This is a genomic window from Candidatus Poriferisodalis sp., assembly GCF_965203655.1.
In the GTDB taxonomy this organism is placed as follows: domain Bacteria; phylum Actinomycetota; class Acidimicrobiia; order Acidimicrobiales; family Poriferisodalaceae; genus Poriferisodalis.
In genome coordinates this window covers 141,344-167,531 of record NZ_CBDBDD010000006.1, presented here as the reverse complement: position 1 = coordinate 167,531, position 26,188 = coordinate 141,344, and the positions used below count along the sequence as shown (strand labels likewise).

Genomic DNA, 26,188 nt, shown 5'->3' with positions numbered 1-26,188 from the left:
GCACAATGGGCGGCCATGGTCACGGGTGAGCTGAAGCGGCAGATCGACGCGGTGTGGAACGACTTCTGGTCGGGGGGCATCTCGAACCCGCTGGAGGTGATGGAGCAGCTCACCTACCTGCTGTTCGTGAAGGCGCTCGACGAACAGCAGACGCTGGCGGAGAACAAGGCGAACCGCACGCACGAGCCGATTCCGGCCGAGGACGACATCTTCCCCGACGGGCGGGAATTCCGGCCCGAGGGGCGCGCCGAGGGCCGGCCGTACGGCGACCTGCGCTGGTCGCGGTTCAAGAATCGCCCAGCCGCCGAGATGTTCGACATCGTCGAGAACTACGTGTTTCCGTTCCTGCAGCAGCGGGCCGGCGAGAGCAGCCACGCCAAGCACATGCGTGATGCCCGGCTCACGATCCCCACAGCGGCCCTGCTGCTGAAAGCGGTGGACGGGCTCGATGCCGTCGAGATGGCGGACCGCGACACCAAGGGCGATGTCTACGAGTACATGCTCTCGAAGATCGCTACGGCCGGACAGAACGGCCAGTTCCGCACGCCTCGGCACATCATCGAGCTCATGGTCGAGATGATGGCGCCCCAGCCCGATGACGTGATCTGCGACCCTGCCAGCGGTACTTGCGGGTTCTTGGTCGGTGCCGGTGAGTACATCCGTCGCGAGCATCCAGGTGCCCTCACCGACGACCGCCAGCAGCAGCACTTCCACAACGGGATGTTCTCGGGCTACGACTTCGACAACACGATGCTGCGCATCGGCTCGATGAACATGCAGCTCCATGGAGTGCAGAACCCGAACATCAGCTACCGGGATTCGCTCGCCGAGGACCACGCCGGCGACGCCGAGGCCTACAGCCTGATCCTTGCCAATCCGCCGTTCGCCGGATCGCTGGACTACGAGGGCACGGCCAAGGACCTCCTGCAGGTAGCCAGGACGAAGAAGACCGAGCTGCTGTTCCTCTCGCTGTTCCTGCGGCTCCTCAAGCCAGGGGGTCGGGCAGCGGTGATTGTCCCCGATGGGGTGCTGTTCGGCTCGACCAAGGCGCACAAGGAACTTCGTCGGATCCTTGTCGAGGATCAGAAGCTCGACGGCATCGTCTCGCTGCCCGCCGGTGTGTTCAAGCCGTACGCCGGAGTGTCCACGGCGATCCTGCTGTTCACCAAGACGAACTCCGGAGGCACCGATCTCGTCTGGTTCTACGACCTCCGAGCCGACGGCTACAGCCTCGACGACAAGCGCACGCCGCTACTCGACGAGGATTGGCTTGGTGTTCTTGGCGACTGGCGGTTGAGCGAGCAAGAACACGAGAAGAACAACCTGCCCGACGTGCTTGCCCGCTGGCACCAGCGCGACGGTTCGGAAACCAAGCGGGAGCCGACCGAGCAATCGTTCTGCGTGGCGAGGGCTGACATCGTTGCCAACAACTACGACCTGAGCATCAACCGGTACAAGGAGGTCGTCTTCGATGAGGTGCCGCACGATTCGCCGGTCTTGATCATCGATGAACTGCTGTCGCTGGAGGCCGAGATCCAATCGGGTCTCCACGAACTCAGGACAGTTCTTGGATGAAGGCCGTCCCCGTTAGTGAGTTTGCTGCTCGGGTCGACTACGGCGTCACTGCGTCCGCATCAAGGGACCCGATCGGTCCGAAAATGCTCCGCATCACTGACATCCACGGCACCAGCGTCAATTGGTCGACGGTGCCCCATTGCGCCAGTGCGACGAAGGGCGTGCAGGACCGCCAGCTCGAAGTCGGGGACATCGTCTTTGCCCGAACTGGGTCAACGGGCAACAGCCTGCTGATTCGCGATTGTCCGGAAGGCGCCGTTTTTGCGTCGTACTTGATTCGACTGCGGGTGCAGCCTGAGGTTGCCGACGCCGGTTACGTAAGTCACTTCTTTCGATCCCCGGGCTACTGGCGACAGATCGCGAGCGCGTCAGATGGCGGGGTTCAGAAGGGTGTCAACGCGTCGAAGCTGAAGAAGCTCCTCGTTCCGCTGCCGCGCCTTGGAGAGCAGCGACGGATTGCGTCCGTGCTGGATGCTGCCGAGGCGCTCCGTGCGAAGCGCCGACGGGCGGTTGCGAAGCTCGACGAACTGATTGAAGCCATCTTCCATGACATGTTCGGCGACCCGTTGACCAGCGACGCAGTTGCTCGTGCCCCGATTGGCTCGTTGGCGAGCGTGGTCACTGGGAACACGCCATCCCGTTCAAATCCGGCTTATTTTGGTGATCACATCGAGTGGCTCAAGACGGACAACATCAGACCGTCGGGTGAAATTGAACGTGCCGCTGAGCATCTGTCCGAATCCGGCCGAGCAAAGGGCCGGGAAGCCCCTGCCGGCTCGACCCTCGTCGTGTGCATCGCAGGAAGTCCAAGCAGCATCGGTCGTGTTGGCCTATTGGATAGAAGGGCGGCCTTCAATCAGCAGATCAACGCCGTCGTGCCTGGTCCGGAACTTCGCGCGCTTTTCTTGTTTCACCAGCTCAAGACTGCCCAACGCTTGGTACAGCGTGCGTCGACGGACTCGATGAAGGGCATGGTCAGCAAGACTGCGCTGGCGGCCGTGGAGGTGCTAGTCCCTCCGCTCAATGAACAGGACACGTTTGTCGATGTCGCTGAGCAAGTCCGCACTATGCGAAGGTGCTCGTCCAAGTCGCTTGACGCCAATGGCACCCTGTTCGCGTCGCTGCAACAGCGGGCGTTTCGGGGTGAGCTGTGAGCGAGTCGCAGTTCTCGTTCCTCGAAGCTGAGTTCGAGCCGGAGTTCAGATCGGCGGCGCGGGCCGAGGGGTATGCGTTGTCGGACCCGGGCGCCGCGGTCATCTATGCGCGCAAGTGTCTCGAATCTGCTGTCAAGTGGGCGTACCAGCACGACCGGTCGCTGCCCGAGCCGTACGACGACACGCTCGGAGCGCGGCTGAACGAAGCGGCGTTCAAGGCGCTGGAAGGCGGCCGGGTCTTCAACGTGGCGCGGAAGATCCAGCTAGCCGGGAATCGTGCTGTCCACGAGTCGAAGGCACCGTCGAAGCTGGAGGCGGTCGAGATCGTCTCGGCGCTGTTTCAGTTCTGCTTCTGGTTCGCCTTGAACTACGGGCGCTCGGCAAAGCCCGACCCGGTGTTGCGGTTCAATCCGCACAAGCTGCTCGACCCGGGCAAGGCCGAGCGAGCGTCGCTGCGCGAGCGCCAGGAGCTTGAGGAACGGCTGGAGCGGGAGACAGCGGAGCTTGCTTCCGCTCAGCTGCGATTGGCCGAATCGACCCGAACTGCCGATGAGCTGAGCGCCGAACTGGCGAAGCTGCGAGCAGAGGTTGCCGCGGCGAAGCAGCAGGCGGCCGAGACGGTCCCGCCGGAGGCGTACGACTGGTCCGAAGCCGAGACGCGCAAGTACAAGATCGATGCGCTGCTGGCGGAAGCCGGTTGGACCGACCTAATCGAAGGCCGCGACACTGAGTACGAAGTGCACCGGATGCCGTCGGGGTCGGGCGTCGGCTACGTCGACTACGTGCTGTGGGGGCCCGACGGGCGGCCGCTCGCAGTGGTGGAGGCCAAGAAGGCGCTCGTGGATCCGAAGGTCGGCGAGCAGCAGGCCAAGCTCTACGCCGACTGCTTGGAGGAGGCCTTCGGGCAGCGGCCCCTCATCTACGTCAGCAACGGCTACGAGCACTGGCTGTGGGACGACACCCAGTACCCGTCGCGACCGGTGCAGGGGTTCTGCACCCGAGACGAACTGGAACTGCTCATCCAGCGGCGCACGTCGCGCAAGGCGCTGGCATCGCTAGATGTCGGCGAGCAGATCGTCAACCGTCACTATCAGGAGCGGGCCATCCGGGCCATCGCCGAGCACTTCGACAACGACAAACAGCGCAAGGCATTGCTGGTGATGGCCACCGGTGCCGGCAAGACACGTACCGTGATCGCGCTGGTGGACCTGCTGATGCGCGCCCAGTGGGTCAAGCGGGTGCTGTTCCTCGCCGATCGCACTGCGCTGGTGAACCAAGCGGTGAACGCGTTCAAGACGCATCTGCCCGATTCGGCGCCGGTGAACCTGGTGACCGAAGGCAACGAGGACGGCCGGGTGTACGTGTCGACCTATCAGACGATGGTCGGCAAGATCGACGAGTACCGGCCCGACGGGACCCGCCGGTTCGGCGTGGGGCACTTCGACCTGGTGGTGATCGACGAAGCGCACCGGTCGGTGTACCGCAAGTACCGGGGCATCTTCGACTACTTCGACTCGCTGCTGGTGGGCCTGACGGCGACTCCCAAGGACGAGGTGGACAAGAACACCTACGACCTGTTCGACCTCGAGACCGGCGTGCCCACCGACGCGTACTCGCTGGACGACGCCATCAAGGACGGCTACCTGGTGCCGCCGCGGGGTGTGTCGGTGCCGTTGAAGTTCGTGCGCGAGGGCATCAAGTACGACGACCTGAGCGAGGACGAGAAGGACGACTGGGACGAGCTCGACTGGGGCGAGGACGACGAGGGCAACCCGCTCGACCCGCCCGAGGAGGTCGACGCTGCTGAGCTCAACAAGTGGCTGTTCAACAAGGACACCGTCGACCAGGTGCTGAAGTACCTGATGACCGACGGCATCAAGGTGGCCGGCGGCGACCGGCTGGGCAAGACGATCATCTTCGCCAAGAACCAGCGCCACGCCGACTTCATCAAGGAACGCTTCGACGCCAACTACCCGTCGCTCGATGCCGGCGGCTTCGCCCGGGTCATCACCCATCAGGTCAAGTACGGCCAGAGCCTGATCGACGACTTCTCCAACAAGGCCAAGCCGCCACACATTGCGATCAGCGTGGACATGCTGGACACCGGCATCGACGTGCCCGAGGTGGCCAACCTCGTGTACTTCAAGCTGGTGCGGTCGAAGACAAAGTTCTGGCAGATGCTGGGGCGGGGCACTCGGCTATGTGCGGACCTGTTCGGGCCTGGTGACGACAAGACCGAGTTCAAGGTGTTCGACTTCTGCCAGAACCTGGAGTACTTCAGCCAGGAGCTGGTGCCGGCGGACACGACGGGCGTGAAATCGCTCGGCGAGATGCTGTTCAGCACGCGGCTGGAGCTGCTGCAGGCGCTGGGCTCCATCGAGGCGTACGGCGATGAACGGGCTGAGGTTGCGGCGACGCTGCATACGGCGGTCGCATCGATGAACCCGAACAACTTCTTGGTGCGGCCTCACTTGGAGTTGGTGGAGCGGTTCAGCAAGCTGGCTGCGTGGGAGGCGGTCTCGGTGACGGACCTCGCGGCGCTGAATGACCGGGTCGCCAGGCTGCCCGATCAGCTACGCGCCGACGATGAGGACGCCAAGCGCTTTGACGTTGTGATGTTGAACGCGGAGTTGAGCCTGCTGCGGCGGGAGTCGTTCGAGCGGCAGCGCAGACGCATCATCGGTGTGGCGTCGGCCCTGGAGGACTTGGGCACGACGATTCCTGATGTGGTCAAGCAGCTGGAGTTGATCACTGCCATCCAGACCGATGAGTGGTGGGTGGATGCCACCTATCCCATGCTCGAAGACGCTCGCAAGCATCTCCGGGGCCTCGTCCACCTGATCGAGCGCACGAAGAAGAACGTGCTCTACAGCGACTTCACCGACGAGCTCGGCGATGCGGAAGAGGTCGTGCTGCCGGGTGCCGGGGGAGCGGCCGTCAGCAACGAGTTCGACCGGTTCCAACTGAAGGCCAAGCATTTCTTGAAGGAGAACCTGGCCGAAGACGTGGTGGCCAAGGTGCGCAGCGGCGAGACATTGACGCTCGTGGACATGGAGGCCTTGCAGCGGGTGTTGGTTGGGGCCGGCATCGGCGACACCGACACCTTCGCCGAGGCGTCGAAGCGCGCCGGCAGCTTTGGGCTGTTCATTCGCTCCTTGGTCGGGCTGGACCGGGCCGCAGCGATGCGAGCGTTCTCCAAGTTCCTCGACGACAAGCGCTACAGCGCCAACCAGATCCGCTTTGTCGAAATGGTGATCGAGTACCTCGCCGTCAACGGCACCATCGATGAGCGACGTGTCTACGACTCGCCCTTCACCAGCGTCGCCCCCCAAGGCCCCGAACTGCTCTACGGCTCAAGCGACGCCGACGAGTTCTTCGAGATCGTCAAGCACTTCCACAACACCGCCTCCGTCTGACAGTGCAGCGACGTGGCCTCACCTGCATGCTGTGTCGAACTGCTCGATGTCGACGGATCTTCGCTACGCTCGCACGTGTGCTCAAGATCGCGGGCCGGTATCCCTAGCACCGAAGGGCCATGTTCCCTCTTGTCGTTAGCTAGGTAGAGCAATCGTCCGTGAGCATCGCACGATCGGGACAGGATGGGTGCCCAAGTCTTGGCAACCTCCGCCGAGAGGAAGCCCGACGCGCGAGCATCCGCTACCCCGGACCGACAAGGAACCGGGATAGGTTCACTTCCAGTATCTTTCCGAATCTCGACGATCGCTGATTGAGGTGCGCGTAGTGGAGCAGGAGTTTGGAGAATGACGACGACGCCAACTGTCCCGCTGCCCCCGACGACACAGGACAGCGCCCGAGAATGGGCCACAAACCGTTTGATAGCAATCGAAGATATGTTAGATGCGGATGGCCTAACGATTATTTCGCCCATGCAACATGGGGTCGAGCATCGTGCTAAGATTGCTATCGAGGCCAGACACGATCGCAGAGACAATCTTTTTGTAATTGTTGATACTCCCGGCGGCGTTGTGGAGGTCGTTGAACGGATTGTGCGAGTCTTTAGGGAACACTACAGAGAAGTCCAATTCATCGTTCCGGATAGAGCGATGTCTGCTGGCACAGTACTAGTCATGTCAGGTGACCATATCCTGATGGACTACCATTCATGCCTGGGGCCAATCGATCCACAACTTGTACTTGATGATCGCTTGGTACCGGCGCTCTCGTATCTCGCGCAATATGAGCACTTAATCGAAAAGAGCGAGAACGGCTCACTTTCCACTGCTGAACTCGTACTGCTACAGAAGCTCGACTTAGCAGAGCTCCATCAATTTCAGCTGGCACGCGATCTGTCGATCGAACTCTTGAAGCAGTGGCTTACTAGCTACAAATTCAAAGATTGGACGACGACCGAGACTAGAGGCATACCCGTTACGAAGGAGATGAAAGAAGATCGGGCCAGTGACATTGCGCGAAAGCTGAGTGATCAAACGCGCTGGTTGACACACGGTCGCGGAATTGACATGAATACGCTACGGGATGAGCTTCACCTCAAGATTGATGACCTCAATGAGCAACCGGATTTGAAGCAAGCTGTGTGGAACTATTTCTGGTTTATTCGTGACCATATGGTAGGAAACGGCAGCGATTCTTTCGTGCATGCCATCAATTTCTTTTAGCACTAGAATAGGATAGGAACAATGGAACGGCAACATCCTGAAGAAACCCTAGATGCCAATCGCAATGTGGATAAGAAGGCTATGGAACGCTGCGACCAAGCAGCAAGACAACTCGCGGATGCGGGAATTGAACTGGGTGGATACCGACTGGGACCGGCTCTCGGGGGTTCCGCATTTGACCGTCCGATACTGACTTCAATACATCTCGACCACGAGAACGAGTAGCGGATGATAGTCGCCAACACAAGCGTGAGTAGCCTGCTGCAATAGTCCACTACTTGGAGTACATCGCCGCGAATAGCCCCACTTATTCCGACACCAACTAGGTCGGCAACGTGGAGTAAGGCACTCGGTGCGAGATTTGGCTGCACAAGGTGGACCACCTTCAGGCGTGCCACTCCTAGTGCATCAGGAACAAGGACAGCGCGGTGGAAGTACTCCTTGGTCGATCAGATGATGCTGCTCGCGTTGATGCTGGCTGAGAACGGTTCCGAGTTTCGAGTGCTACTGGAGCCCGTTCAGGGCCGCTAGCGTGTCGCGCCCTGCGCGGGGTCGCGGCAGCAAACCGAATCCAACGTCATGACTGTGACACCCCGTCTCTACGGTTGGAGCGTGGCTGACAGGTCGGGGATCGAGTGGACCGAGGCGACGTGGAACCCGACCACGGGCTGCGATCGGGTGTCGCCGGGCTGCGACCGCTGCTATGCGCAGACGCTGGCCAAGCGGCTCAAGGCGATGGGGTCGCCGAAGTACCAGAACGACGGCGACCCGTCGACGAGCGGGCCGGGCTTCGGGCTCACCTTGCATCGGTCATCGCTCGATGTGCCTCGACGCTGGAGCGCACCCCGCCTCGTGTTCGTGGACTCGATGAGCGATCTCTTTCACGACGATGTGCCGCAGGGGTTCATCGCGCAGGTCTTCGAGGTGATCCGCGAGACGCCCCAGCACACCTACCAGGTGCTCACCAAGCGAGCGCAGCGGCTGAGCCGGATCGCACCTGAGCTCGACTGGCCGTCGAACCTACCGATGGGCGTGAGCGTCGAGACTCGCCGGTACGGGTTCCGCATCGACCACCTGCGCCAGGTTCCCGCAGCGGTGAGGTTCGTCAGCGCCGAGCCGCTGCTCGGCCCGCTCGGCGAGCTCGATCTTGCGGGCATCGATTGGGTGATCGCCGGCGGCGAGTCCGGTGCCGGCGCCCGGCCCATGGAGCTGGGCTGGGTCACCGAGCTGCGCGACGCCTGCATCTCGGCCGGCGTGGCGTTCTTCTTCAAGCAGTGGGGAGGCCGCACGCCCAAGGCTGGCGGCCGCGAACTCGAGGGCAAGCTGTGGGACGAGCTGCCGGTGGGGGCGGCCGGCTAGGCCAGCGGCGCTTCCGACTGGAGTGTCGGCGCCGACCGGGCATCCGCTGAAATGGGCAGATTCAGAATTGCGTTGCCTGCGTCGCAGGAGTGCCAATACTGTGGGTGTTGTAAGCCCCTCGTCGGCCTCTCGTTGAAGCTGCTTGGGGCAGAACTTGGGGGCGACGCCAACTGCGGCGGCGCCCCCCGAATGCTTTTTCGAGGAGACCTCGGCCACGCCCTCACCGAGCGATCAGCGGTTCTGAGCTGACCGTAGGCAGCATGCGAGCGTCGGCTGAAGCCGTTTTTTCGAGACCGTGTCCACACCCCACCGGGGCGCGTAACCCCGGTCCAACGGCCCCGGCTTCGGTCGGGGCTGTTTAGCGTTCAGGCAGCGAACGTCGTCGGGTCGTGATGGATGTTGGTCATCGTTCGAGGGGCTCCGATATGGCGTGCCTTGCCCTAACGCGTCAGTGCCGTTGCGCTCGATAGTCGCGGAGGTCGCGGCAAGCGTCGTACATCGCCTTGTCGATAGGCAGCCATGTGGTGCCTGGAACGCCCCTCGACGATCGCACGCGGCGGCTGGAGGGAAACGCAGATTCAAAGACGAGTTGCCGACTCTGCGCTTGAGCAACCGTCTTGGCCAGCCGAACTGCCGGGCCGAAATCGGTGTCCTGGCTGACAATGATGGAGACGTCGTAACGCTGCTCGTGGGTTGCCTGCACAAGATCTACGGCGAGGCTGACATCAACTCCCTTCTCTTGGCGCCCTGCGCTGACTCGGCCCCGGTAAACGTGAACGCCCTGATTCGCCAAGTGGCGAAGCTTGTTGGTCCAAAAGTCGTGCCAGAACCTGTTGGCCGCTCGCTCGGGCACGCCTGTGTAGAAGCGCACCTCCACGAGCTCGCGTCCAGTGCGAGCGTCAACGAGAGCCTGCGCGAGCTTCACCACGTCGTAGCTCGGCCATTCGTACGGCGAGCTACGACGGCGCGGTGTTGGCGCCCACGCGACGCGGGCCAAGTGCAGCAGGTTTTGACCGTCAATCTGTACGAGTGCTCGCATGACAAGAAACACCCGCCCGGGGGCTGAACCGAAGTTGCAGCCCAGCGGGCGGGGAGCAGATGCCCGCAGCGTAGCGGGTCGGTCGACTGAACCCCTGTGCGGTTCGATTGGACATGCATGTCACTGTTCGGTGTGTCGCATCGCTGGCGGGGGTGCTTCAGGGCGGAGCGGAAACCCGAATCGATGCCGACAAATTCGCTTAGCAGCTTTGAGAAATTATCAATACGATTTCTTCTCATGAGCGTTGCTGAGACGGTCCGTGAGCATGTCGAGCGCCTGCCGGTGCGGTCGTTTCTGTCGCGAAGCGATCTGCCGACACCAGGTCACGCAGTCGATTGCGAGCTGGCGCGGCTGGCAGGCCGGAATGAGCTGATGCGCGCCCACAAGGGCCTGTACTGGAAGGGGCCCCAGACACGGGCTGGGATGGTGCCTCCGGCGCCGCTCGCGGTCGGGATGGCAGTGGCGGGCGCCGGGGCCGGCCCAGCTGGCTTCTCGGCTGCAACAGCACTGGGCTTGACGACGCAGGTTCCCTCTGTGGAGGCGGTGGCGGTCGCCGGCCGTGCTCATCGGCCTCCCCGAGGAGTGGTGTTTGCGGCGAGGTCTGTCGAGCGTCGGTTCCGGGAGCTGGAGCCGCTTGAAGTCGCGGTGATCGAGCTGATGCGCGACGGCACTCGATACGTCGAGGTCAGCTGGGACGATGTCGAGGCTGCTGTCGTAGGCCTGGTTGAGTCCGAAGCCGTCCGGCCGCGTGCGGTCTGCGAGCAGATCGACGACGAGCATCACGTGGCAGCCCGCACACGCTGGCAGGCCATCGAACGTCGGCTCGGCTTGTGAAGGCCTGCTCAGGCAGCGACTCGAACCGATTTGGCTGGGGCTCGGATCGGGCCGTATAGTGCCCGTGTACTTCTTCAACGGCGCTTAGGCCCGAGGCCGAACGCCACGTCCTACGGCCGCCTTCGGGCGGCCGTAGTTGCGCATCAGGCGACGTGCGGCAGTTGTTCCAGCGACCGATGCGACCGGTACTATGAGCGCACCCCACCGGGGCTCGTAACCCCGGTCCGACGGCCCCGACTTCGGTCGGGGCTGTTTAGCGTTTGGTCAGGACGTGACGCCCTCCGCCAGCGCATGCAGCAAATCGACGACGCGTTGGTGCTCGCCGGAGGCGATGACGTCCAGCGGTGTTCGGTCGCCGAGGTTCGGGTTGGGAGACTGCAGCCACGGCCTGACGGCGTCGTCGCTGATGACCGTGCGGGCGAGATCAATAGCCGCTTGCAGCTCCTGCGGCTGCTCCTCGGTCTCAGGGTGGGGAGCTGTCGGCTGCGTCCGCCGGCGAGCGACGCCGCGGGGGTTCGTGCCACTCACGTCAGCCGGCGACGAGTTGCTGGACCCGCTGGTGTGACACGCCGAGGAGCCGGGCCGCATCCCGCCGTGAGACGCCGGCCTCGGTGAGACGCAACGCGGCGGCCCGCTGGCGAGCCAAGTAGAGCTCGTGCGCCTCCAGCGCCTGGTCGCGCAAGCGTGCGAGTTCGCCGACATCGACGTCGGCAACTTCGATGCGCTCGTCGAGCTCCACGGCGGACTCTGGGATGTCGACCGTGACGGCGATGGCCTCGCGGGCGTTTGTCGCCGCTTCATCGAGGTTCCGGCCGAAGGTGTGGACGTCGGCCATGGCCTCGATGTCCACAATCCAAGCATCGTCGCCCGGATCTCGCCGGTAGGTCACCGTGTAACTGCTCATCGCCCTACTCCGTTGCCGCCCACGTGTCTATTGCACTAGACAAGCTAGTAGGCCTGCGGCCGTGAGTTCGCCTGTGATTGAGACCTGAACCATCAGTCGACAAGCGCTTGCGATTCTGTGTCATGGAATAAACTTCTCTAGATATGGGAAAGACTGAGGCGCCGAAGTTGCTGCCGCTGTTGCGGTCGCGCCAGCAGGGCGAGATTCTTGCTCTGCTGCTGGGCGATCCCGAGCTCGAAGCCAGCGTCACGGACATCGCAGCCATGGCGGGTGTTCCGATCAGCTCCGTGCACCGTGAGATCGAGCGAGCCGAAGCCGCCGGCATCGTCACGAGCCGCAGAATCGGCAATGTCCGGCTCGTGCGAGCCGACACCGACAGTCCCTACTACCGGGGACTCGCCGACGTGCTGGTCAAGGCGTTCGGCCCGCCGCAAGTGCTCGCTGAGGTTCTTGACGACGTCGACGGCGTTGAAGCCGCGCACATCTTTGGCTCATGGGCAGCCCGCTGGGCTGGAGAGGGAGCCGATCGTCCCGTCGCCGATATAGATGTCCTCGTGCTTGGCGCGCCCGACCGCGACCGGCTCTACGCAGCGCTCTCCGTCGCCGAGAAACGACTCGGTCGTCCGGTGCAGGACGCCATTCGCCCGGCCGACTGGATCGCGGAGGGCACGGGCAGATTCCACGCGACCGTCGTCAGCCGGCCCCTAGTGCCGATCAACCTTGGTCAGGGTTGAAGGGCCCCAGGGCGTCTGCTGCGCCGATCTGCTTCGACCCGTCGACAGCAGCCTTCGCCCGCGAGATGAGCGGTGGTATGACTTGGTTATACTGCGGGCATGAAGATCGCCGTTTCGATTCCGGACGATGTGTTTCGGGCAGGGGAGGAATTGGCGGCGCGTGAGCGCTGCTCGCGCTCAAGCCTGTATGCGGAGGCGCTGCGGCGTCTGCTGGCCGAGGCGGAGCGGCAGGAGGTCACGGCCAAGCTCAATGCCGTGTACGAGGCCGAGCGCTCCGATCTCGGGGCCGGCCTTCGTGAGGCGCAGGCTCGGGCGCTGTCAGGCCGCCGGTGATTCAGCGGGGCGATGTCTGCTGGGTGGACTTCGGCGAGCCGGCCGGTTCGGAACCGGGCTATCGGCACCCGCTGGTGGTGGTCTCCGATGACAGCTTCAACCGCAGCCGCATAGCGACGGTTGTCGGGGTAGTGGTGACAAGCAATCTGCAGCTGCTCGACGCGCCCGGCAACGTGAGCCTGCCCGCCGCCGAAGCGGGCCTGCCCCACGACTCGGTGGCGAACGTGTCCCAAGTGGTCACTATCGACAAGGCGGAACTGTCCGAAGCGGTCGGCGCCGCCGGCCCGGCCACGATGGAACGCATCGACGACGGTCTCCGACTGGCGCTCGGCCTGTCCAGCTCACTGCGCCGCTGAGGCTGCTGAGGCGGAATCGGTCACCCGGCGAGGCCCTCTTTCGGCTTGTGGGCTCGGAATTGCCACAGGGTGATGGCGGTGAACAGCGCTGCGAACCCGACCAGCATGGCGATGGCGCGGCCGAATCCCTGCTCGCCGTTGAGCACGCTGCGGTAGGCGTCGATCACCCAGTACACAGGGCTGGCCGGGGCGATGGCCTGCACCCAGCCCGGCAGCGCTGCGATCTTGGCGATGGCCCCGCCGGCGCCTGCGATCGCCATGGCGACGTACATCGCCGAGCCGGATGATCGTCGCCGGGTCGGGGTCGGCAGCGAGCAGGTCGTCGAGCGGACCGGCCGCGACCCGCCGGCCGTGGTCGATGATCACCAGCGAGTCACACGCCTCGTCGGCTTCCTCGAGGTAGTGGGTGCTGAAGATGACCGCAGTGCCGCCGGCCGCGAGCCGTCGGATGGCGTCGATCACCCGCCGTCGCGCCGACACGTCGAGGCCTGCGGTCGGCTCATCGACCAGCAGCAGCGTGGGCTCATGTATCACGGTCGACGTCAGGTGCACCAGCTTCGCCTGCCCCACGCTGAGGTCGTTCACCCGGCGGCCGATCAGCGAGTCGAGGTCGAACAGGTCGACGATCTTCGCCACCGCCTCCGAGAGCGCCCGGCCCCGCAGCCCGTACAGGCCGTCGAAGTAGGCGAGGTTCTCTGACACGCGCAGCGACAGGTACAACGCCGTGCGCTGGGCTGCATACCCGACCATGGCGCTGACCGTCTTCGACTTCGGCGCCAGCCCGTCGACGGCGATGTGGCCGCCGTCGGGTTCCAGCAGGCCGACGATGCAGCCCATCGTGGTCGTCTTGCCGGCGCCGTTGGGGCCCAGCAGCCCGAGCGTTTCGCCGGGGGCCACCGAGAACGACAGATCGTCGACGGCGGTGATCGAGCCGTATCGCTTGGTCAGCGATTCGACCTCCAGCAGCGTCACGGCCGACATTCTGGCCGCCCGAGGTGGTCGGCCGACATTGCGCGGGGCTGGCTGGCTAGAGCCTGGCTGCGATGCGTTCGAGCGTGTTCCAGTTGCGGGCCGTGGCGGTCACGCCGAAGTGCCGTTCGAGATGTGCGTATGTCAGGCGGAGCGCCTTGATGCCCTCGGGGGCCCAGACGTATGCCTCCGAGCCCTCGACATGGAGGACTTCGGGGGTGTGGTCGGCTTCGGTGAGTTCGCGCACGGCCTCGGGGCTCGGTTCGTCCGACAGGAAGTTGACTAGGTAGCGCGACCCGTCATCGGCGAGGTGGCGGAGGGGATTGCGCTCGAGGATGGCTTCGATCTCGGCGGCGGTGCGGGCCACGCAGGCCACGTGGACGTCGAATTCGTCGGCCAGCAGCTGCTGGACGGAGGCGGCCACTGCGCCGGCTACTGCGGAGGGGTCCGGGGCATCGTCGGGCTGGTCGGCGGTGACGATGATGTTGCCGCTCTGGAGAATCGTGACGGGGTCGGTGTAGCCGGCGTCGGCCAGCTTGGGGCGCAGCTCGGCCATGGGGACCCGATTGTGCCCGCCCACGTTGATGCCCTTGGGCAGCACGACGCATCGGATGGTCATGGCAGGCGGCTCACTCGGGTCGCTTCGGCCATGACCGAACGGTAGGGCGACGGCGGCAGTCGGTGCCACGAACACATGTCACACCCCCCTTCTACGTTGACCGTCATGACCTCCGCCGTGGGAAGCCGACCAGCGACCGTCCGGCGTGGTCCGGGCGGTCGCCCTGCGGGGAAGGCCTGCCTGGCGGAGATGCGTGCGCGGTTGGCGCTGCGGTGCGGTGGTGACGGTAGCGACGGTGGCGGTGACGTGGATGGCGGCGGTGGTGCTGTAGTTCGGTGCGCGGTCGATGCTGCGGTGGGGCCGCTGGTTGGTGGGGATCCGTTGGTGGATGCGGCAGCGGTTCGGTCTGTGGGCGATGAGGACTTGGTGTGGTGCGCGCAGGCGGTGCAGCGCGCCATCAACGTGCTTGAAGGGGCACGCAGCGCGCTGGCTGCCGAAGCGGTACGGCGTCGGCTGCATGCGCGCCGCGGGGAGGCATCGGGGGCAGAAACGCTGGTGAATGCCACCGCGGTCAGCGGTGCGCTGGCGCGTCGGATCGAACGCGAGGCTCAGGCTGTGAACGCCCAGCCGCCGGTTGCGGAAGCGCTGGGGCGCGGTGACATCAACTCCGATCAAGCCGCGATGGTGGCCGCGGCAGAAGTACCCGACGACGTGCGGCGCGAGCTGTGCAAGCAGGCGAGGAGCCAGACAGCCGATCAGACACGGCAGACCGTGCGTGCCGCAGAGGCGGCGTGGCGGCGCGAGAGCGACGCGCAGCGGCGGGCTCGCCAGCGCGCCGCGAGGTCGGCATCGATGTGGGTCGACCCGCACGACGGCATGTGGCACTTGCGTGCGAAGTTCGATGCGCTGACCGGCGACGCCGTCAACCGCCTGTTGGTGGCCGCGATCGAGCGGAACTGGCGCAGCGACAAGGACCTGCCCGACTCCAAGCGGCGCAGCGTCCCCCAGCGCGCCGCCGATGCGCTCGTGTGGCTGCTCACCGCCGCCGGCGCGCAGAGCGCTGATTGCGCGGAAGAACGTGACGCGAGTTCCAGGAGCACCGGCAGCGCGGGACCAGCGCAGGGCGCGGACTCCGCTAGCGGTGACGCTTCGAGCCCCAGCTGGGCAGGACACGCAGGTTCTGCGGCTCGAGATGCTGTGTCGGCCCCAGGTGATCTCGAAGCGACACCCGCAGCCCCCGATAGGTCAACTGTCGCTGGCGGGGGCTCGGGTGACGACGGCTGGGTGGTGCCGAGTCCGACGCAGATGATCGTGCTCACCACCCTGGACAACCTGCGCGGCAGTTCTCCGCACAGCGCAACCGATCCCGAGTGCACATGCGCGGCGTCGAGACCTGCGAACGATCTGCTGGCGGTGCCGGGCGCCGCGGCGATTGCCGAGACCGGCACGGTGCTCGGCGCGGCCGATCTGCGCAGGATCGCCTGCGACACTCAGGTCATACCGGTGGTGATGGGCGGCCCTGGCGAGGTGCTCGACGTGGGTCGCGCCAAGCGCACCATCCCCCCGGCCATCCGCCGGGCGCTGATCGCCCGCGACCAAGGCTGCGTGTGGCCCGGCTGCGACCGGGCGCCGATCCACTGCGACGGCCACCACATCCAGCACTGGCTCGACGACGGTCCCACCAGCCTGAACAATCTGGCGCTGCTGTGCCACAGCCACCACCAGCGGCTGCACGAGTACAACCTGGTGCTGCACCCGCCGACGGCGCCGGCACCCCCCGGCGAAGGCTGGTCGGTCACACCAGCCCCGCCCCGCAAGCCCCGCACCCCAACGGGAGACCACGTCCGTCAGAACTGCTGAGCGGTGGATCTCCTGCCCGCCGGCTTGCCGAACGTGCGCAGTTGCCTAGCGATGCGGCGACGCTCGAATTTGCCGAGGTGAGTCTGATGTGCCGCATGCGAGAGGTGCAGCGGCCCCGCAGGGCAGAGGGTCGGGACACGGGGATGACGCCGCCTACGGCGATGGCATCGACCTCGACCTGCACCTCGGCATCGGCATAGGCCTCGACCTCGCAACCGGCTACGGGCGGCGGCAGCGGGCTTTGACGAAGCACTGAGCGTCCGGGGACCGCCAAACTGGTCCACGCGGCAGAACGAATGAGACAAGCAAAGGGACGGGCGATGAATGGACAGGTCAGCGACACCACGGCACTGCGGGAGATCTACCGGCAGCCGTCCAAGCTGGTGGCCAACAAGAACGTGCCGGCGATCGATGCTGAGTCGACTCGATTCCTGGCGATGTCGCCGCTGTGCGTGCTGGCGACCCATGGCCCGGGCGGGACCGACGCGTCGCCCCGTGGCGGGCCTCCGGGGTTCGCCCGGGTGCTCGATGACGGTGCACGCTTGGCTTTCGGCGATCTCGCCGGCAACAACCGGCTCGACTCGTACACCAACTTTCTGGACAACCCCCAGGTCGGTTTGATCTTTTTCGTACCAGGCAGCGACCACACCGTGCGGGTGAACGGCGCTGCTTCCCTCACCACCGATCCCGACGTCTGTGCGGCGACAGCGGTGGGGGATCGGGTGCCCAAGACGGCCGTGGTCGTCGATGTCGACGAGTGCTTTCTCCACTGCGGGAAGGCGCTGATACGCGCCGACCTCTGGGACACGTCGACGTGGCCGGATAGCGACGTGCCCACGGCGGGCGAGATCCTCGCCTCCCAGCACGAGCTGCAGGCTGAGCCAAGCGCCATCGATCAAGACCTGGAAGCTGGCTACGAAGCCACGCTGTGGTCTGACGCGGGTTGATCTCCTGGGCCACTGCTTCGCGGGCGCGCCCTAGTCCAGGGTCGTCAATCTGAGGCTTCGAGCATCCATCGGAAAGCAAACCGAGCCATGACGAGCACTGCCGCGCCGGTCAAGAACATGGCCAGCGCCAGTGCAGGGCGATCGGCGATCATCGTCGCGGCTACGGCGACCGGCACAATGGCGCCGACCAGCATGAGCAGGGTCGTCCAGAAGCGAAAGGACGCCGACACAAGAAAACAGTAACTCTTGGGGCGGGACACTCCGTCCCTGTATGTCTGCCCCTACGGGGCTGCGATGTAGCCGACAGCCGGGTCGTAGGGATGAGTCGGCGGGCCCTTGAGCTCGACGGTGTTGCCGTCGGGATCGTCCACATACATCGACGGCCCGCGCCCGTCGGCACCCCAGTTGTTGTACACGCGGCCGGGCTCGACACCGTGGTCAGTCAGGTGCCGGCGCAGATCGTCTTCGTCGAATGGCTCGATCCGAACGCAGAAGTGGTCCACGTTGTGCGCCGTCGGACCCGGAGGCGGGCCGCCCTCCCTTCCGAGCACGCCCGCCACGTCGACGAGGTCGATGATGGAATCGCCGGCGCGCAGCTGGTACAGGCCGATCTCATCGTTCATGTGCTCGACGGTGCAGCCGAGCACCGAGGTGTAGAAGGCCATGCTGCGCTCGACATCGGCGACTCGCAGCACGATGTGGTCGAGCGACGTCAGACGGAACACCTGGCAACCCCCCGGGGCCTGCCGACGAGCAGGACACTGCCCGCGAGGGTATTCGGGCTCGCCAGCGGACGGTGCTCCGAGCGATCGCCCTAGCATCGAAGCGAGGACTCCCGCCCGGTCGTCCCGGATCGGGCACCTACCGAGAGCGCACGTGCCATGAAGAGCATCTGGCGAGCCATTCGCAACGCTCTCGTCAGCTTCGCCAATTTCTTCTACCTGCTCGTCCGCATGCCACTGCGGGGACCGCGAGTGCCGCAGAGCCACACGGGGATGGCCCGCGAAGCCATGCACGTGTCTCGCCGCGGTTCGGGGACCACCGCCACCGACAAGTTCCTGGCAACCGAGATCTCCAAGGGACACCAGATCGAGCTGCATGGCGACCCTGGCTCAGCGCGCCCCGTCGCCAGCTACGGCGGACGGCCACCGGTGTACAAGCGGCGGTCAAGCCTGATCACGATCGTCCTGTTCGTGATGACCCTCGCCGCAATCATCGGTTGGGTCCTCGAGGCCAGCGGCCGCTGGTGAGCTGAGCCCGCTATCGCATCAGCAGTGCATCGAGCGCGGCCAACGCGTTCGCCATGCTCGACGTGCCTGCAGAACCCGCGTCGCGCCAGGCGACGTGACCGTCGGGCCGCACGAGCACAGCGCCGTGCGCACTGATGCCGTGAGCCTCAGCGAGCCGGCCCCCGGGATCCGCAAGATCAGCCCCGAGCCAGAGCACGCGCAGCATCGGATGAGCAACTGAGGCGTCATCTGCGGCACCCCCAGCCTCAGCGCCGCACAGCATCACGAATTGCGTGTCGTACAAGTCCAAGGTCGACGTCGCACCGTCGAATCGGATCGGCACATGGGGCGCCCGATGTCCTGGACGAGCGGTCGGCGCGTAGTCCGACACAGGGTCGTCCACCTGCGGGGGGTCGCTGCCGTCGGGAATCAGGCATCCCTCGTCGTAGTGCAGCCCGAGGTCCATGCCGAGCCAGTTGCCGTAGCGCGCCGAAGCCCCGATGGCCTCGCGCTTCTGCTCGACGGTCGCCGTGCCCGACTCGATCAGCCGCCGGATCCGTCCCACGCTGCGCGAGTTGTCACGGGAGCGGTCAGCGTTGTACTGGGCGATGGGTGCCCGCTCGGCCTCGTAGGTGTCCAGCAGCCCCTCGCCGGCATCGCCGCCGGCCACCGCAGCGAACTTCCACGCCAGGTTGTGGGCATCCTGAATCGCCGTGTTCATGCCGAAGCCGCCCGTCGGCGGCAGCTGGTGCGCAGCATCGCCGATCAGAAACACCCGCCCGTCCCGGAATCGCTCAGCCACCGTCGAGGACATGACCCACGGAATCACATCGGTGACTCGCAGGTCGAAGTCCGCGGGCAAGTCCGGACCGATCGACCGCCGGATCCACTCAGTCGCTACCTCGGTGCTGAAGTCCTCCGGCCGGTGCATCGACGGGTCGTAGTTGAGCTGGCACAGCCACCGGTCGTCGGTGTCGATTTTCTGGAAGACGTTTCGGGCCGGGTTCGTCGTCCAGTACAGGGCAGCAGGCCGATGGTCGGTCCAGGGCCCCAGGTCTGCGTAGAACTGGCAGTTGATCATGGTGCCGAAGCTGGCGATGCCGTCCATCTCGATATCGAGACTGCGCCGCACCTTCGACCCGGCCCCGTCGGCACCCACCAGCCAGCGCGCCGTCAGCTGCTGCGTGCCCGATGGGCCGCGCACCTCGGCCGTGACCCGCTCACGGTCTTGGGCCACCTCGACCAGCTCGGCGCCCCAGCGGATCTGCACCTGCGGCATGTCTCCCAAGCGGCGCAGCAGGATCTCCTCGATCCGATCCTGCGAGGTCAGCAGCCACGGCGCCGGCGACAGCTCCACGCCGTCCACAACCGGCTGCACCCCCGTCGTCACCCGGCCGATCTCGGTGCCCGCCAGCGTCTCGCAGTACACGAACTGCTCCGTCCACGGCAGCGGCAGGCTCGCGGCCTCGATCTCGTCCAGCACACCCCACGGCCGCATCAGCTCCGCAGTCCGCACATTGACCGACCGCGCTCGGGGGTGGGGGTTCACACCGCCGCGACGCTCCACGACGATCGCGTCGAGCCCGAATCGAGCCAGCAGGATCGCCATCGACAGCCCAGCCGGCCCCGCACCCACGACCAGCACCGTCGTATCGGGCGCACCGGTGTCGGCAGCGGCGGTCAAGGCAGTGACCCCGGAGATCTAGCTCTGCAAGACCGTGGCCAGCTTGGCGAGAGCGGCGCGCAGCTCCGCGTCGAGCTCGGCGTCAGAAACGGCGCCTGCCTCGGTGTCGAAGTTCTCGCCGAACCGTGGGATCGCCAGGCTGGCCAGCACCTCATTGCCGAAGTAGCCCGCGAGATGGCCGGCGGTCCGCAGCACGAACCCGCCCCCGCCACCGCCGGGCGATGTGGACAGCATCACGATCGGCTTGTCGTGGTAGACGCGCATGTCGATCCGCGACGCCCAGTCGAAGACGTTCTTGAACGCGACCGTGTACGAGCCGTTGTGCTCGGCGAACGAGATCAGCAGCGCGTCGGCAGCCCCGATCGTGTCGTAGAAGTCGTGAGCTGCCTGCGGGATGCCACCGGCCTCCTGCCGGTCAAGGCTGTAGATCGGCATCTCGAACTCGTTCAGGTCGAGCGTGCTGACCTCGAGCGCATCGGGGTCCACGCCGTCGATCTCGCCGCCCTGCAGCAATCCGAGGGCGTAATCGACAAGCTGCCGGTTGATCGATTGGCTGCTGTTGGAGGCAGCAAAGGCCAAGAGCTTCATGATCTCTCCGCGTGGGCAGTGTGGCTGATGATGGCATCGACGATGACGGGCCACAGCGGCTCGGGCAGGTCGTGACCCATGTCGCCGAGCAGCAGCAGGTGTGCGCCGGGCACCAGCTCGGCCGTGCGTTCGCCCCCGTTCGGCAGGATGAGCGTGTCGTCCCGCCCATGGATCACCAGCGTCGGCACGTCAAGCTGCCCGAGTGCTTCGGCCCGGGGCGCCGAGCCCCGAACGGCCGCCATCTGGCGGGGGAGTCCCTCGGGATAGAACATTCGGTCGAACGCAGTAGCCAGGAACCCGGCCATCGCATCGGGGTCGTAGTGACGGCGGCTGGACCAGATCTTCGATGACGCCACGCCGTTGGCGATGAACTCGTCCCGGTCAACCGGCGGCGGAGCGGTCAGCGCTTCGAGCGCCTCGGGCGCCGCCTCGAAGTAGCCCCGCTCGCCAGTGGTCGACATGATCGAGGTCATCGACAGCACCCGGTCGGGATGATCGATCGCCATCTGCTGCACGATCATCCCGCCCATCGACACACCGGCGATGTGCGCGGCCCCGACTCCGAGATGGTCGAGCAGTCCCATGCCGTCGTCGCCGAAGTCCGACAGCGTGTAGGGGACCGGCGGCACCGGCTCGCCCGCCAAAGCGGCCTTGGTGACTGCCACGACGTCCACCTCGACCCCGTCCAAGTGCGTCGAGAGGCCGACATCGCGGTTGTCGAAGCTGACGACGAACCGACCCCGTTGCGCAAGCTGCTCGCGGAAGCCCGCCCGCCAGCCGAGGATCTGAGACGAGTACCCGTTCACCAACAGCAGCGCTGGATCGGCCGGATCGCCGTGGGTCTCGTAGTACAGCTCGATCTCTGTCGGGCCGACCTCGTTCGAGCCGAACTGCTCAGGCTCGAATCTGTTGACTGGCGCAATGGGCATGGCGATGAGTCTGCCGCACGAACTGCTTGCTCAGGCCAATCTCAGCACGCCGTCACATCGCCGGTAGGCAGTCGGCACACCGCGGGTCAGGGATAGCTCAGAGACTTGTCCGGCAGTGTCCTTTCGCTCGAACGATGGGGTGCCGTAACGTTCGGGCTATGCGGCGCATGCACATCGGACTGCAGGTCGACGACCTCGACGAGTCGATCGAGTTCTATTCCCGGCTGTTTGGCTGCGAGCCCACGCTGCGGCGCGCCGACTACGCCAAGTGGATGCTGGACGACCCCCGGGTCAACTTCTCGCTCGATGTCCACGGCGACGGGCCGCCCGGCTCGGCCCACTACGGCATCCAAGTCGAATCGCCCGAAGAATTGGCGGCGATGCGCACTCACATCGACGCGGCCGACCTGCCCCGATCCGATCAGGACGACATGGTGTGCGGCTACCAGCTGCAGCACAAGTCGTGGGTCACCGACCCCAACGGCCTGTGGTGGGAGGCGTTCTTCACCGAGGGCGTCGTGGACGGTGGCTACGGCACCGCCGAGATGCCCGATCCGTGAGCTACAGATACGCCGCCCGTGACCGGCGGCGACGCGGGCTGAGCGGGTTCGGCACGAACATCGGCACCGCGGCCTGGTACTGCCGGTAAGCGGGGTACCTCGACGCCGAGATTCGCTCGGTCAGCCGCGTCGAGACGGCAAACAGCAGCAACAGAACCAGGCAGCCCCCCGCGGTCCAGTGCCACAGGTCTCCCGACGCCGAGATGGCGAACAGGTAGAAGACCAGCCACATGGCTTGCTCGGCTGTGCAGTTGGGGTGGCGGCACCAGCGAAACAGCCCCGTGTCCAAGAACGGCTTCGCCACCGGCTCGCCCGCCGCGATCCGCCGTTGCTTGTCCTGCTGGAAGCGCCACATCTGTTGGTCCGCGACGGTCTCGATCACCAGCAGCCCCACGAACGCCACGATCGCGACGTAGTCCAGCCAGCCCAGCGGCACGTCCGCGTGCAGCCACGCCTGGTGGACCGGCGACGTAAACCACCACACGAGCGCCATCTGGCCGTACGACACGAAGAGCACGTTGAATGTCTGGAAGCCCACCTCGCCGATCTGCCAGCCGAAGATTCTCCGCTGGTTGATCTGCTCTCGGAGGTAGCTCCAGCGGTAGTCCTCGCTGTCGGGCCGCCACCCGCCCCGGCGGATCAGGTTGAACGTGAGCCGCGCCCCCCACGCGCACGCCAGCGCTGTCATCACGGCGACCCGGCCCGAGCCGAATCCCACGTCGGCGAGCACGATCCCGCAGTACAGCGTCGGCACGATCGACCACAGCCGGTCGACCCACGAGGCGTCCCGCGTCAGGATCGACGCCATCCAGCACACAGCTGCCAACGCAGTGCACACACCCAGCGCCACGCCGTACGGAGTGCCGACGAGCGGATGGTCGATGTCGGGATAAATGGTCGCGCCGAGTACCGCCGCAGCCGCGCCGATGACGACAACCCCGGCCCACCCGGGTGCGCCGACGCGGATCCACGGTGTCATTCGTTTGCCTGCATGACTCGAACGAGGACTGCGCGATCAGCCGGCACGACCCGGACTCCCGAGCAGCAGTGCTCCGAATCGGAACTCAGTTGCAGAAGCCCTCGGCGCTCACGCCGCGCTCGGTGTAGCACATCAAGGTGCCCTCGACGTTGCGCAGCGTGTAGCCGTCGCCGCCTTCGCTTGCCTGGGCGAACACGCGCAGCCGCAGACCTCGCAATGAGTCGTCCGGCGATCCGACCACGTCCATCGTGATCCCCGAGACCACGCCCGCCACCGGCGCTCCCGAAATCCTGACCCGCGGCTCGGGCTCTGCCGGCGCCAGCGCGTTGGCCACGAGCTGCCCGAGGCCCGTCAGCGTCTCGGCGCTCGGCGACTCGCCCAATATCGCGACGACTTGCGGCGTGATATCGAACGTCGTCCCCAACGGCGCCACGTACTCGGCGCTGACCCAGCCGACGGTCTCGTCTACCTGCACTTCGAGCCAGATCGTGTCCGCTTGCGAGCGGGTCGTGCCGGTAGGCACGATGCCGGTCGCCTGCGAATCCAGCCTGCCGATCACCTGGCCCTCGGGAGCGTTGCGCAGATTCAGGTTGCTGTCATGGCCGATGCCGACCACTGACAGCACCAACGGGCCGGGCTCATCAGTGGCCATGTCACCCTCAGCGGTCGTGGTTGCCGTGACGATCTGCTGAGCGGCAGCCGTCGTGGGGGTGGGCGGCAGGGTCTGAACCGGTCCCAGGGTGGTGGTGGTGCGCGCCGTCGGCGTCGTCGCCGGTGCGGGTGCCGCTGTCGTCGCGGCCACGGTTGCGGACTCGGCTGTCTGGGCGTCGCCGCCATCGCCGTCGTCGACGGCGATGACCAGCGCGACGACCGCCACGACCAGCGCCAGCAGCGAGATGCCGAGCGGAAGTCGATCTCGCATTGCGATGAGCCCCTCACCGGGCGGACGACCGCCGTCTGGGGGGCCTGGGAATTCAGTGGGATCGGTCATTCGTGTCAGTCGTCCATGTCTGTCGGGTAGCTGTCGGCGTCGAGGGTGGGCCCCGAACGGCGGCGCCCACCAGGTGCGCCTGGCCCGCTGGTCCAGCCGGTGGCCGTGATGCGTTTGGAATAGCGGCGCACCAGTACCGAGCGTACGGCTATGCGGGTCGGTGGGAAGAGCAATACCAAGCCGACCGCGTCGGTCAGAAAGCCCGGCGTCAGCATGAGCGTGCCCGCAACCAGGATCAGCACCCCGTCGACCAGCTCGTTGCCGGGGAGCTCTCCCCGTTCGAGGCGGGTGCGGATCTGGTTGAGCACGCCGAGCCCGGATCGGCGCACCATCCAGGCACCCACGACCGAGACGGCCAGCAACAGCAGGATGGTCTGGCCGACACCCAGCCCGCCGGCCACCTGCACGATCACGTAGAGCTCCACCAGCGGCACCGACACGAGCAGGAGAATCAGCACCGCCAGCACGCCGTCCACCATACGGCCGTCCGGCAACTGCCCTCAGTCAGGCCTTCCAGGCCCCCAGGTTCACGCGGCCGGATTGACGAGGCGCCCGACGAAGAGGACGGCTTGGGTCTCGCGGTGAATGATCGCCCACAGGAACGGCCGATCGGCAACGACGGTGAGGTCGGGCGGCGGCGGCATGGATTCGAGGAACGCCATGGCCGTCGCTGCCGCCGCTTCGGTGCCCTTCTCGTCGACGATCACCTTGGCGCTGTGCAGCGCGGAGGTGATGAAGATGCCGGGGGCGATGCCGTCGAATCCCGCTCCGGCGCAGAAGCCCTGCGGGCACAGCCACTCGAAGAGATCGGCTGGCGGCAGTGTCTGCTCCCACTTGGGCATGGTGAGCTTGACTGTGCCCGACTGGGCAACGCTGTCCAGCTCAGCCAGAGCGGCAGCGTCGAGCGATGCTTCGACGGCCTCGAGGCCATCGCGTTCGTGGGGGACGATGAGCCACATCGCCAAGTCGCGGCCGACGTAGGGCAGTTCCACGGCATCGGCGCTCTCCATCAGGACGTAGCGGCGATCCTTCGCTCTGTGATCGCGCATGAACGGCACCGTCACCGTCTGGCCGATGTCGGTGGTGAATTGGCCGTCGCCGGTGAGGTCTGCCAGGAAGGGCTTCAGCCAATCGGCCTTGAGATAGACGGTGTTCACCAGGATCAGTTGCTGACCTTGGACCGTGCGCTGGTCGACGATCATGGGGATGAGTCCGCGGGTGCGCCCGGACACCCAGTCGTTGATGACGCCAGCCGCCTCGTCGCCGTTGGCGGTGTCGACCGGCTGCGTCGTCGCGCCGTAGTGCGCGGCGGCCGTCTCGAGGAACTCGGCCCGCGGCGAGAATTGGTCGTCGGGGAAGAGGCGGTTGGCCACTTCCACGGTGTTCGGCTCAACCGAAGCCTCGGCCAGCAATAGGCCAACCGCGTTTGCGGCGCTGTGGTTGCCCTGCTCGGGGAACCCGAAGATCGCATCGAGGGCTGCAGCGCTGTTGGCTGAAGCGCCGGCCCGGCTCAGGCTGAACGCGACACCGATGCTCATCGGGCTCGACACGGCGTTGCCTTCCAGATGCCGGTGGAAGTCCCATCCGGCTGCATTCACTCCTGAGACCCACTCAGCCGTCGGGGCGTCAGGGTCAGCCGGCAAACGATCAGCGACCAGCTCGACGGCTGTGGTGACAGTCGGTTCCGCAGCGGTCGCGCTGGTGACGGAAGCCGTCGCCGTTGGCGCGCCTGCAACGTCTTGCCCGCCAACGCCATCCGTGACGCGGCCAGCGGTGCCCGTCGAGCTGCCGCACGCCGTTGCCACCATGCCGAACAGCACCAGCGACGTAATCAGTCGCACCCGCACCCTGCTCACCTTACGGCTGGCTCCGGTCTGGGTGACCGCGCCCCCCGCTGCGTGCGGTACGCCGGGCACGAGCCGCAGCCCCCGGGAGCAGCGGTCCAACGGGAGTGGTAGTCAGGCGTCA

The 26,188-nt window shown here is 65.7% G+C and carries 28 protein-coding genes; 14 read left to right on the top strand and 14 right to left on the bottom strand.

What is annotated here, in order from left to right:
• Positions 1-15: 15 nt before the first annotated feature.
• From ACOGW9_RS06745 to ACOGW9_RS06725, 5 genes are all read left to right on the top strand, one after another.
• Positions 16-1,575, top strand: coding sequence for a type I restriction-modification system subunit M (locus ACOGW9_RS06745; RefSeq protein WP_419909614.1), 1,560 nt, complete (start codon positions 16-18; stop codon positions 1,573-1,575).
• Positions 1,572-2,729 (top strand): restriction endonuclease subunit S, encoded by a 1,158-nt coding sequence (locus tag ACOGW9_RS06740; protein WP_419909612.1) that lies wholly within the window; start codon positions 1,572-1,574, stop codon positions 2,727-2,729. The genes ACOGW9_RS06745 and ACOGW9_RS06740 overlap by 4 nt, the downstream gene beginning before the upstream one ends.
• Positions 2,726-6,145 carry a DEAD/DEAH box helicase family protein gene (locus tag ACOGW9_RS06735; protein WP_419909610.1) on the top strand — a complete coding sequence of 1,140 codons (3,420 nt, stop codon included), beginning with the start codon at positions 2,726-2,728 and terminating at the stop codon, positions 6,143-6,145. Before ACOGW9_RS06740 ends, ACOGW9_RS06735 begins: the two co-directional genes overlap by 4 nt.
• A gap of 345 nt (positions 6,146-6,490) precedes the next feature.
• Entirely contained in the window at positions 6,491-7,366 is an 876-nt protein-coding gene (locus ACOGW9_RS06730; RefSeq protein ID WP_419909608.1) for an SDH family Clp fold serine proteinase, read from the top strand.
• A gap of 612 nt (positions 7,367-7,978) precedes the next feature.
• Positions 7,979-8,725: a DUF5131 family protein gene (locus tag ACOGW9_RS06725; RefSeq protein ID WP_419909606.1), complete on the top strand. Its 747-nt coding sequence runs from the start codon at positions 7,979-7,981 to the stop codon at positions 8,723-8,725.
• Between the two features lie 448 nt (positions 8,726-9,173).
• On the opposite strand, the gene ACOGW9_RS06720 is transcribed toward ACOGW9_RS06725, so the two are convergent.
• A complete protein-coding gene (locus ACOGW9_RS06720) occupies positions 9,174-9,764 on the bottom strand; it encodes an NYN domain-containing protein (RefSeq protein WP_419909604.1) in 591 nt (196 codons plus the stop codon).
• 237 nt (positions 9,765-10,001) lie between these two features.
• Between ACOGW9_RS06720 and ACOGW9_RS06715 the strand changes: the two genes are divergently transcribed.
• Positions 10,002-10,598: a hypothetical protein gene (locus ACOGW9_RS06715; RefSeq protein ID WP_419909602.1), complete on the top strand. Its 597-nt coding sequence runs from the start codon at positions 10,002-10,004 to the stop codon at positions 10,596-10,598.
• Between the two features lie 264 nt (positions 10,599-10,862).
• On the opposite strand, the gene ACOGW9_RS06710 is transcribed toward ACOGW9_RS06715, so the two are convergent.
• Together ACOGW9_RS06710 and ACOGW9_RS06705 are read right to left on the bottom strand one after the other, a co-directional pair.
• On the bottom strand, positions 10,863-11,126 hold the full coding sequence (locus ACOGW9_RS06710; protein ID WP_419909600.1) for an antitoxin Xre/MbcA/ParS toxin-binding domain-containing protein: 264 nt from the start codon (positions 11,124-11,126) through the stop codon (positions 10,863-10,865).
• 1 nt (position 11,127) lies between these two features.
• Complete coding sequence (locus ACOGW9_RS06705; RefSeq protein ID WP_419909598.1) at positions 11,128-11,502, bottom strand: helix-turn-helix domain-containing protein; 375 nt, start codon at positions 11,500-11,502, stop codon at positions 11,128-11,130.
• Between the two features lie 143 nt (positions 11,503-11,645).
• On the opposite strand from ACOGW9_RS06705, the gene ACOGW9_RS06700 reads away from it, so the two are divergent.
• The 3 genes from ACOGW9_RS06700 to ACOGW9_RS06690 all read left to right on the top strand — a co-directional run bounded on the left by ACOGW9_RS06700 (position 11,646) and on the right by ACOGW9_RS06690 (position 12,925).
• Positions 11,646-12,236, top strand: a complete 591-nt coding sequence (locus ACOGW9_RS06700) for an ArsR family transcriptional regulator (RefSeq protein WP_419909596.1) — start codon at positions 11,646-11,648, stop codon at positions 12,234-12,236.
• Between the two features lie 99 nt (positions 12,237-12,335).
• Complete coding sequence (locus tag ACOGW9_RS06695) at positions 12,336-12,569, top strand: CopG family ribbon-helix-helix protein (protein ID WP_419909595.1); 234 nt, start codon at positions 12,336-12,338, stop codon at positions 12,567-12,569.
• Positions 12,566-12,925 (top strand): type II toxin-antitoxin system PemK/MazF family toxin, encoded by a 360-nt coding sequence (locus tag ACOGW9_RS06690; protein ID WP_419909593.1) that lies wholly within the window; start codon positions 12,566-12,568, stop codon positions 12,923-12,925. Before ACOGW9_RS06695 ends, ACOGW9_RS06690 begins: the two co-directional genes overlap by 4 nt.
• Here ACOGW9_RS06690 and ACOGW9_RS06685 read toward each other — a convergent pair.
• Together ACOGW9_RS06685 and ACOGW9_RS06680 are read right to left on the bottom strand one after the other, a co-directional pair.
• The gene (locus tag ACOGW9_RS06685; protein WP_419909591.1) at positions 12,911-13,897 is read right to left on the bottom strand and encodes an ABC transporter ATP-binding protein; all 987 of its coding nucleotides are present in this window, start codon (positions 13,895-13,897) and stop codon (positions 12,911-12,913) included. The two genes, ACOGW9_RS06690 and ACOGW9_RS06685, sit on opposite strands and share 15 nt — an antisense overlap.
• 55 nt (positions 13,898-13,952) lie before the next feature.
• On the bottom strand, positions 13,953-14,513 hold the full coding sequence (locus ACOGW9_RS06680) for a DUF1697 domain-containing protein (RefSeq protein WP_419909589.1): 561 nt from the start codon (positions 14,511-14,513) through the stop codon (positions 13,953-13,955).
• A gap of 324 nt (positions 14,514-14,837) precedes the next feature.
• Here ACOGW9_RS06680 and ACOGW9_RS06675 point away from each other — a divergent pair, with 324 nt between their 5' ends.
• From ACOGW9_RS06675 to ACOGW9_RS06665, 3 genes are all read left to right on the top strand, one after another.
• Positions 14,838-16,313, top strand: a complete 1,476-nt coding sequence (locus tag ACOGW9_RS06675; protein WP_419909588.1) for a hypothetical protein — start codon at positions 14,838-14,840, stop codon at positions 16,311-16,313.
• Positions 16,314-16,401: 88 nt separating this feature from the next.
• Positions 16,402-16,569, top strand: coding sequence for a hypothetical protein (locus ACOGW9_RS06670; protein ID WP_419909586.1), 168 nt, complete (start codon positions 16,402-16,404; stop codon positions 16,567-16,569).
• 64 nt (positions 16,570-16,633) lie between these two features.
• Positions 16,634-17,260, top strand: coding sequence for an MSMEG_1061 family FMN-dependent PPOX-type flavoprotein (locus ACOGW9_RS06665; RefSeq protein ID WP_419909584.1), 627 nt, complete (start codon positions 16,634-16,636; stop codon positions 17,258-17,260).
• Between the two features lie 44 nt (positions 17,261-17,304).
• Here ACOGW9_RS06665 and ACOGW9_RS06660 read toward each other — a convergent pair whose 3' ends face one another.
• The gene (locus ACOGW9_RS06660; protein WP_419909582.1) at positions 17,305-17,490 is read right to left on the bottom strand and encodes a hypothetical protein; all 186 of its coding nucleotides are present in this window, start codon (positions 17,488-17,490) and stop codon (positions 17,305-17,307) included.
• A 51-nt stretch (positions 17,491-17,541) separates the two neighbouring features.
• On the bottom strand, positions 17,542-17,985 hold the full coding sequence (locus ACOGW9_RS06655) for a VOC family protein (protein ID WP_419909580.1): 444 nt from the start codon (positions 17,983-17,985) through the stop codon (positions 17,542-17,544).
• Between the two features lie 156 nt (positions 17,986-18,141).
• On the opposite strand from ACOGW9_RS06655, the gene ACOGW9_RS06650 reads away from it, so the two are divergent.
• Entirely contained in the window at positions 18,142-18,510 is a 369-nt protein-coding gene (locus tag ACOGW9_RS06650; RefSeq protein WP_419909578.1) for a hypothetical protein, read from the top strand.
• Between the two features lie 10 nt (positions 18,511-18,520).
• On the opposite strand, the gene ACOGW9_RS06645 is transcribed toward ACOGW9_RS06650, so the two are convergent.
• Genes ACOGW9_RS06645 through ACOGW9_RS06635 form a run of 3 tightly spaced genes read right to left on the bottom strand, consistent with a single transcriptional unit; the run spans position 18,521 to position 21,690 of the window.
• Positions 18,521-20,173 (bottom strand): FAD-dependent monooxygenase, encoded by a 1,653-nt coding sequence (locus ACOGW9_RS06645; RefSeq protein ID WP_419909576.1) that lies wholly within the window; start codon positions 20,171-20,173, stop codon positions 18,521-18,523.
• An 18-nt stretch (positions 20,174-20,191) separates the two neighbouring features.
• The gene (locus ACOGW9_RS06640; RefSeq protein WP_419909574.1) at positions 20,192-20,761 is read right to left on the bottom strand and encodes an NADPH-dependent FMN reductase; all 570 of its coding nucleotides are present in this window, start codon (positions 20,759-20,761) and stop codon (positions 20,192-20,194) included.
• Positions 20,758-21,690: an alpha/beta fold hydrolase gene (locus ACOGW9_RS06635; RefSeq protein ID WP_419909572.1), complete on the bottom strand. Its 933-nt coding sequence runs from the start codon at positions 21,688-21,690 to the stop codon at positions 20,758-20,760. Before ACOGW9_RS06635 ends, ACOGW9_RS06640 begins: the two co-directional genes overlap by 4 nt.
• A gap of 158 nt (positions 21,691-21,848) precedes the next feature.
• Between ACOGW9_RS06635 and ACOGW9_RS06630 the strand changes: the two genes are divergently transcribed.
• Positions 21,849-22,250: a VOC family protein gene (locus ACOGW9_RS06630; RefSeq protein ID WP_419909570.1), complete on the top strand. Its 402-nt coding sequence runs from the start codon at positions 21,849-21,851 to the stop codon at positions 22,248-22,250.
• Between the two features lies 1 nt (position 22,251).
• On the opposite strand, the gene ACOGW9_RS06625 is transcribed toward ACOGW9_RS06630, so the two are convergent.
• From ACOGW9_RS06625 to ACOGW9_RS06610, 4 genes are all read right to left on the bottom strand, one after another.
• Positions 22,252-23,229 carry a DUF1295 domain-containing protein gene (locus ACOGW9_RS06625; RefSeq protein ID WP_419909568.1) on the bottom strand — a complete coding sequence of 326 codons (978 nt, stop codon included), beginning with the start codon at positions 23,227-23,229 and terminating at the stop codon, positions 22,252-22,254.
• A gap of 85 nt (positions 23,230-23,314) precedes the next feature.
• Positions 23,315-24,151: an SH3 domain-containing protein gene (locus tag ACOGW9_RS06620; protein ID WP_419909566.1), complete on the bottom strand. Its 837-nt coding sequence runs from the start codon at positions 24,149-24,151 to the stop codon at positions 23,315-23,317.
• A 74-nt stretch (positions 24,152-24,225) separates the two neighbouring features.
• Positions 24,226-24,687: an FxsA family protein gene (locus ACOGW9_RS06615; RefSeq protein WP_419909564.1), complete on the bottom strand. Its 462-nt coding sequence runs from the start codon at positions 24,685-24,687 to the stop codon at positions 24,226-24,228.
• Between the two features lie 60 nt (positions 24,688-24,747).
• Complete coding sequence (locus tag ACOGW9_RS06610; RefSeq protein WP_419909562.1) at positions 24,748-26,067, bottom strand: serpin family protein; 1,320 nt, start codon at positions 26,065-26,067, stop codon at positions 24,748-24,750.
• Positions 26,068-26,188: the final 121 nt, after the last annotated feature.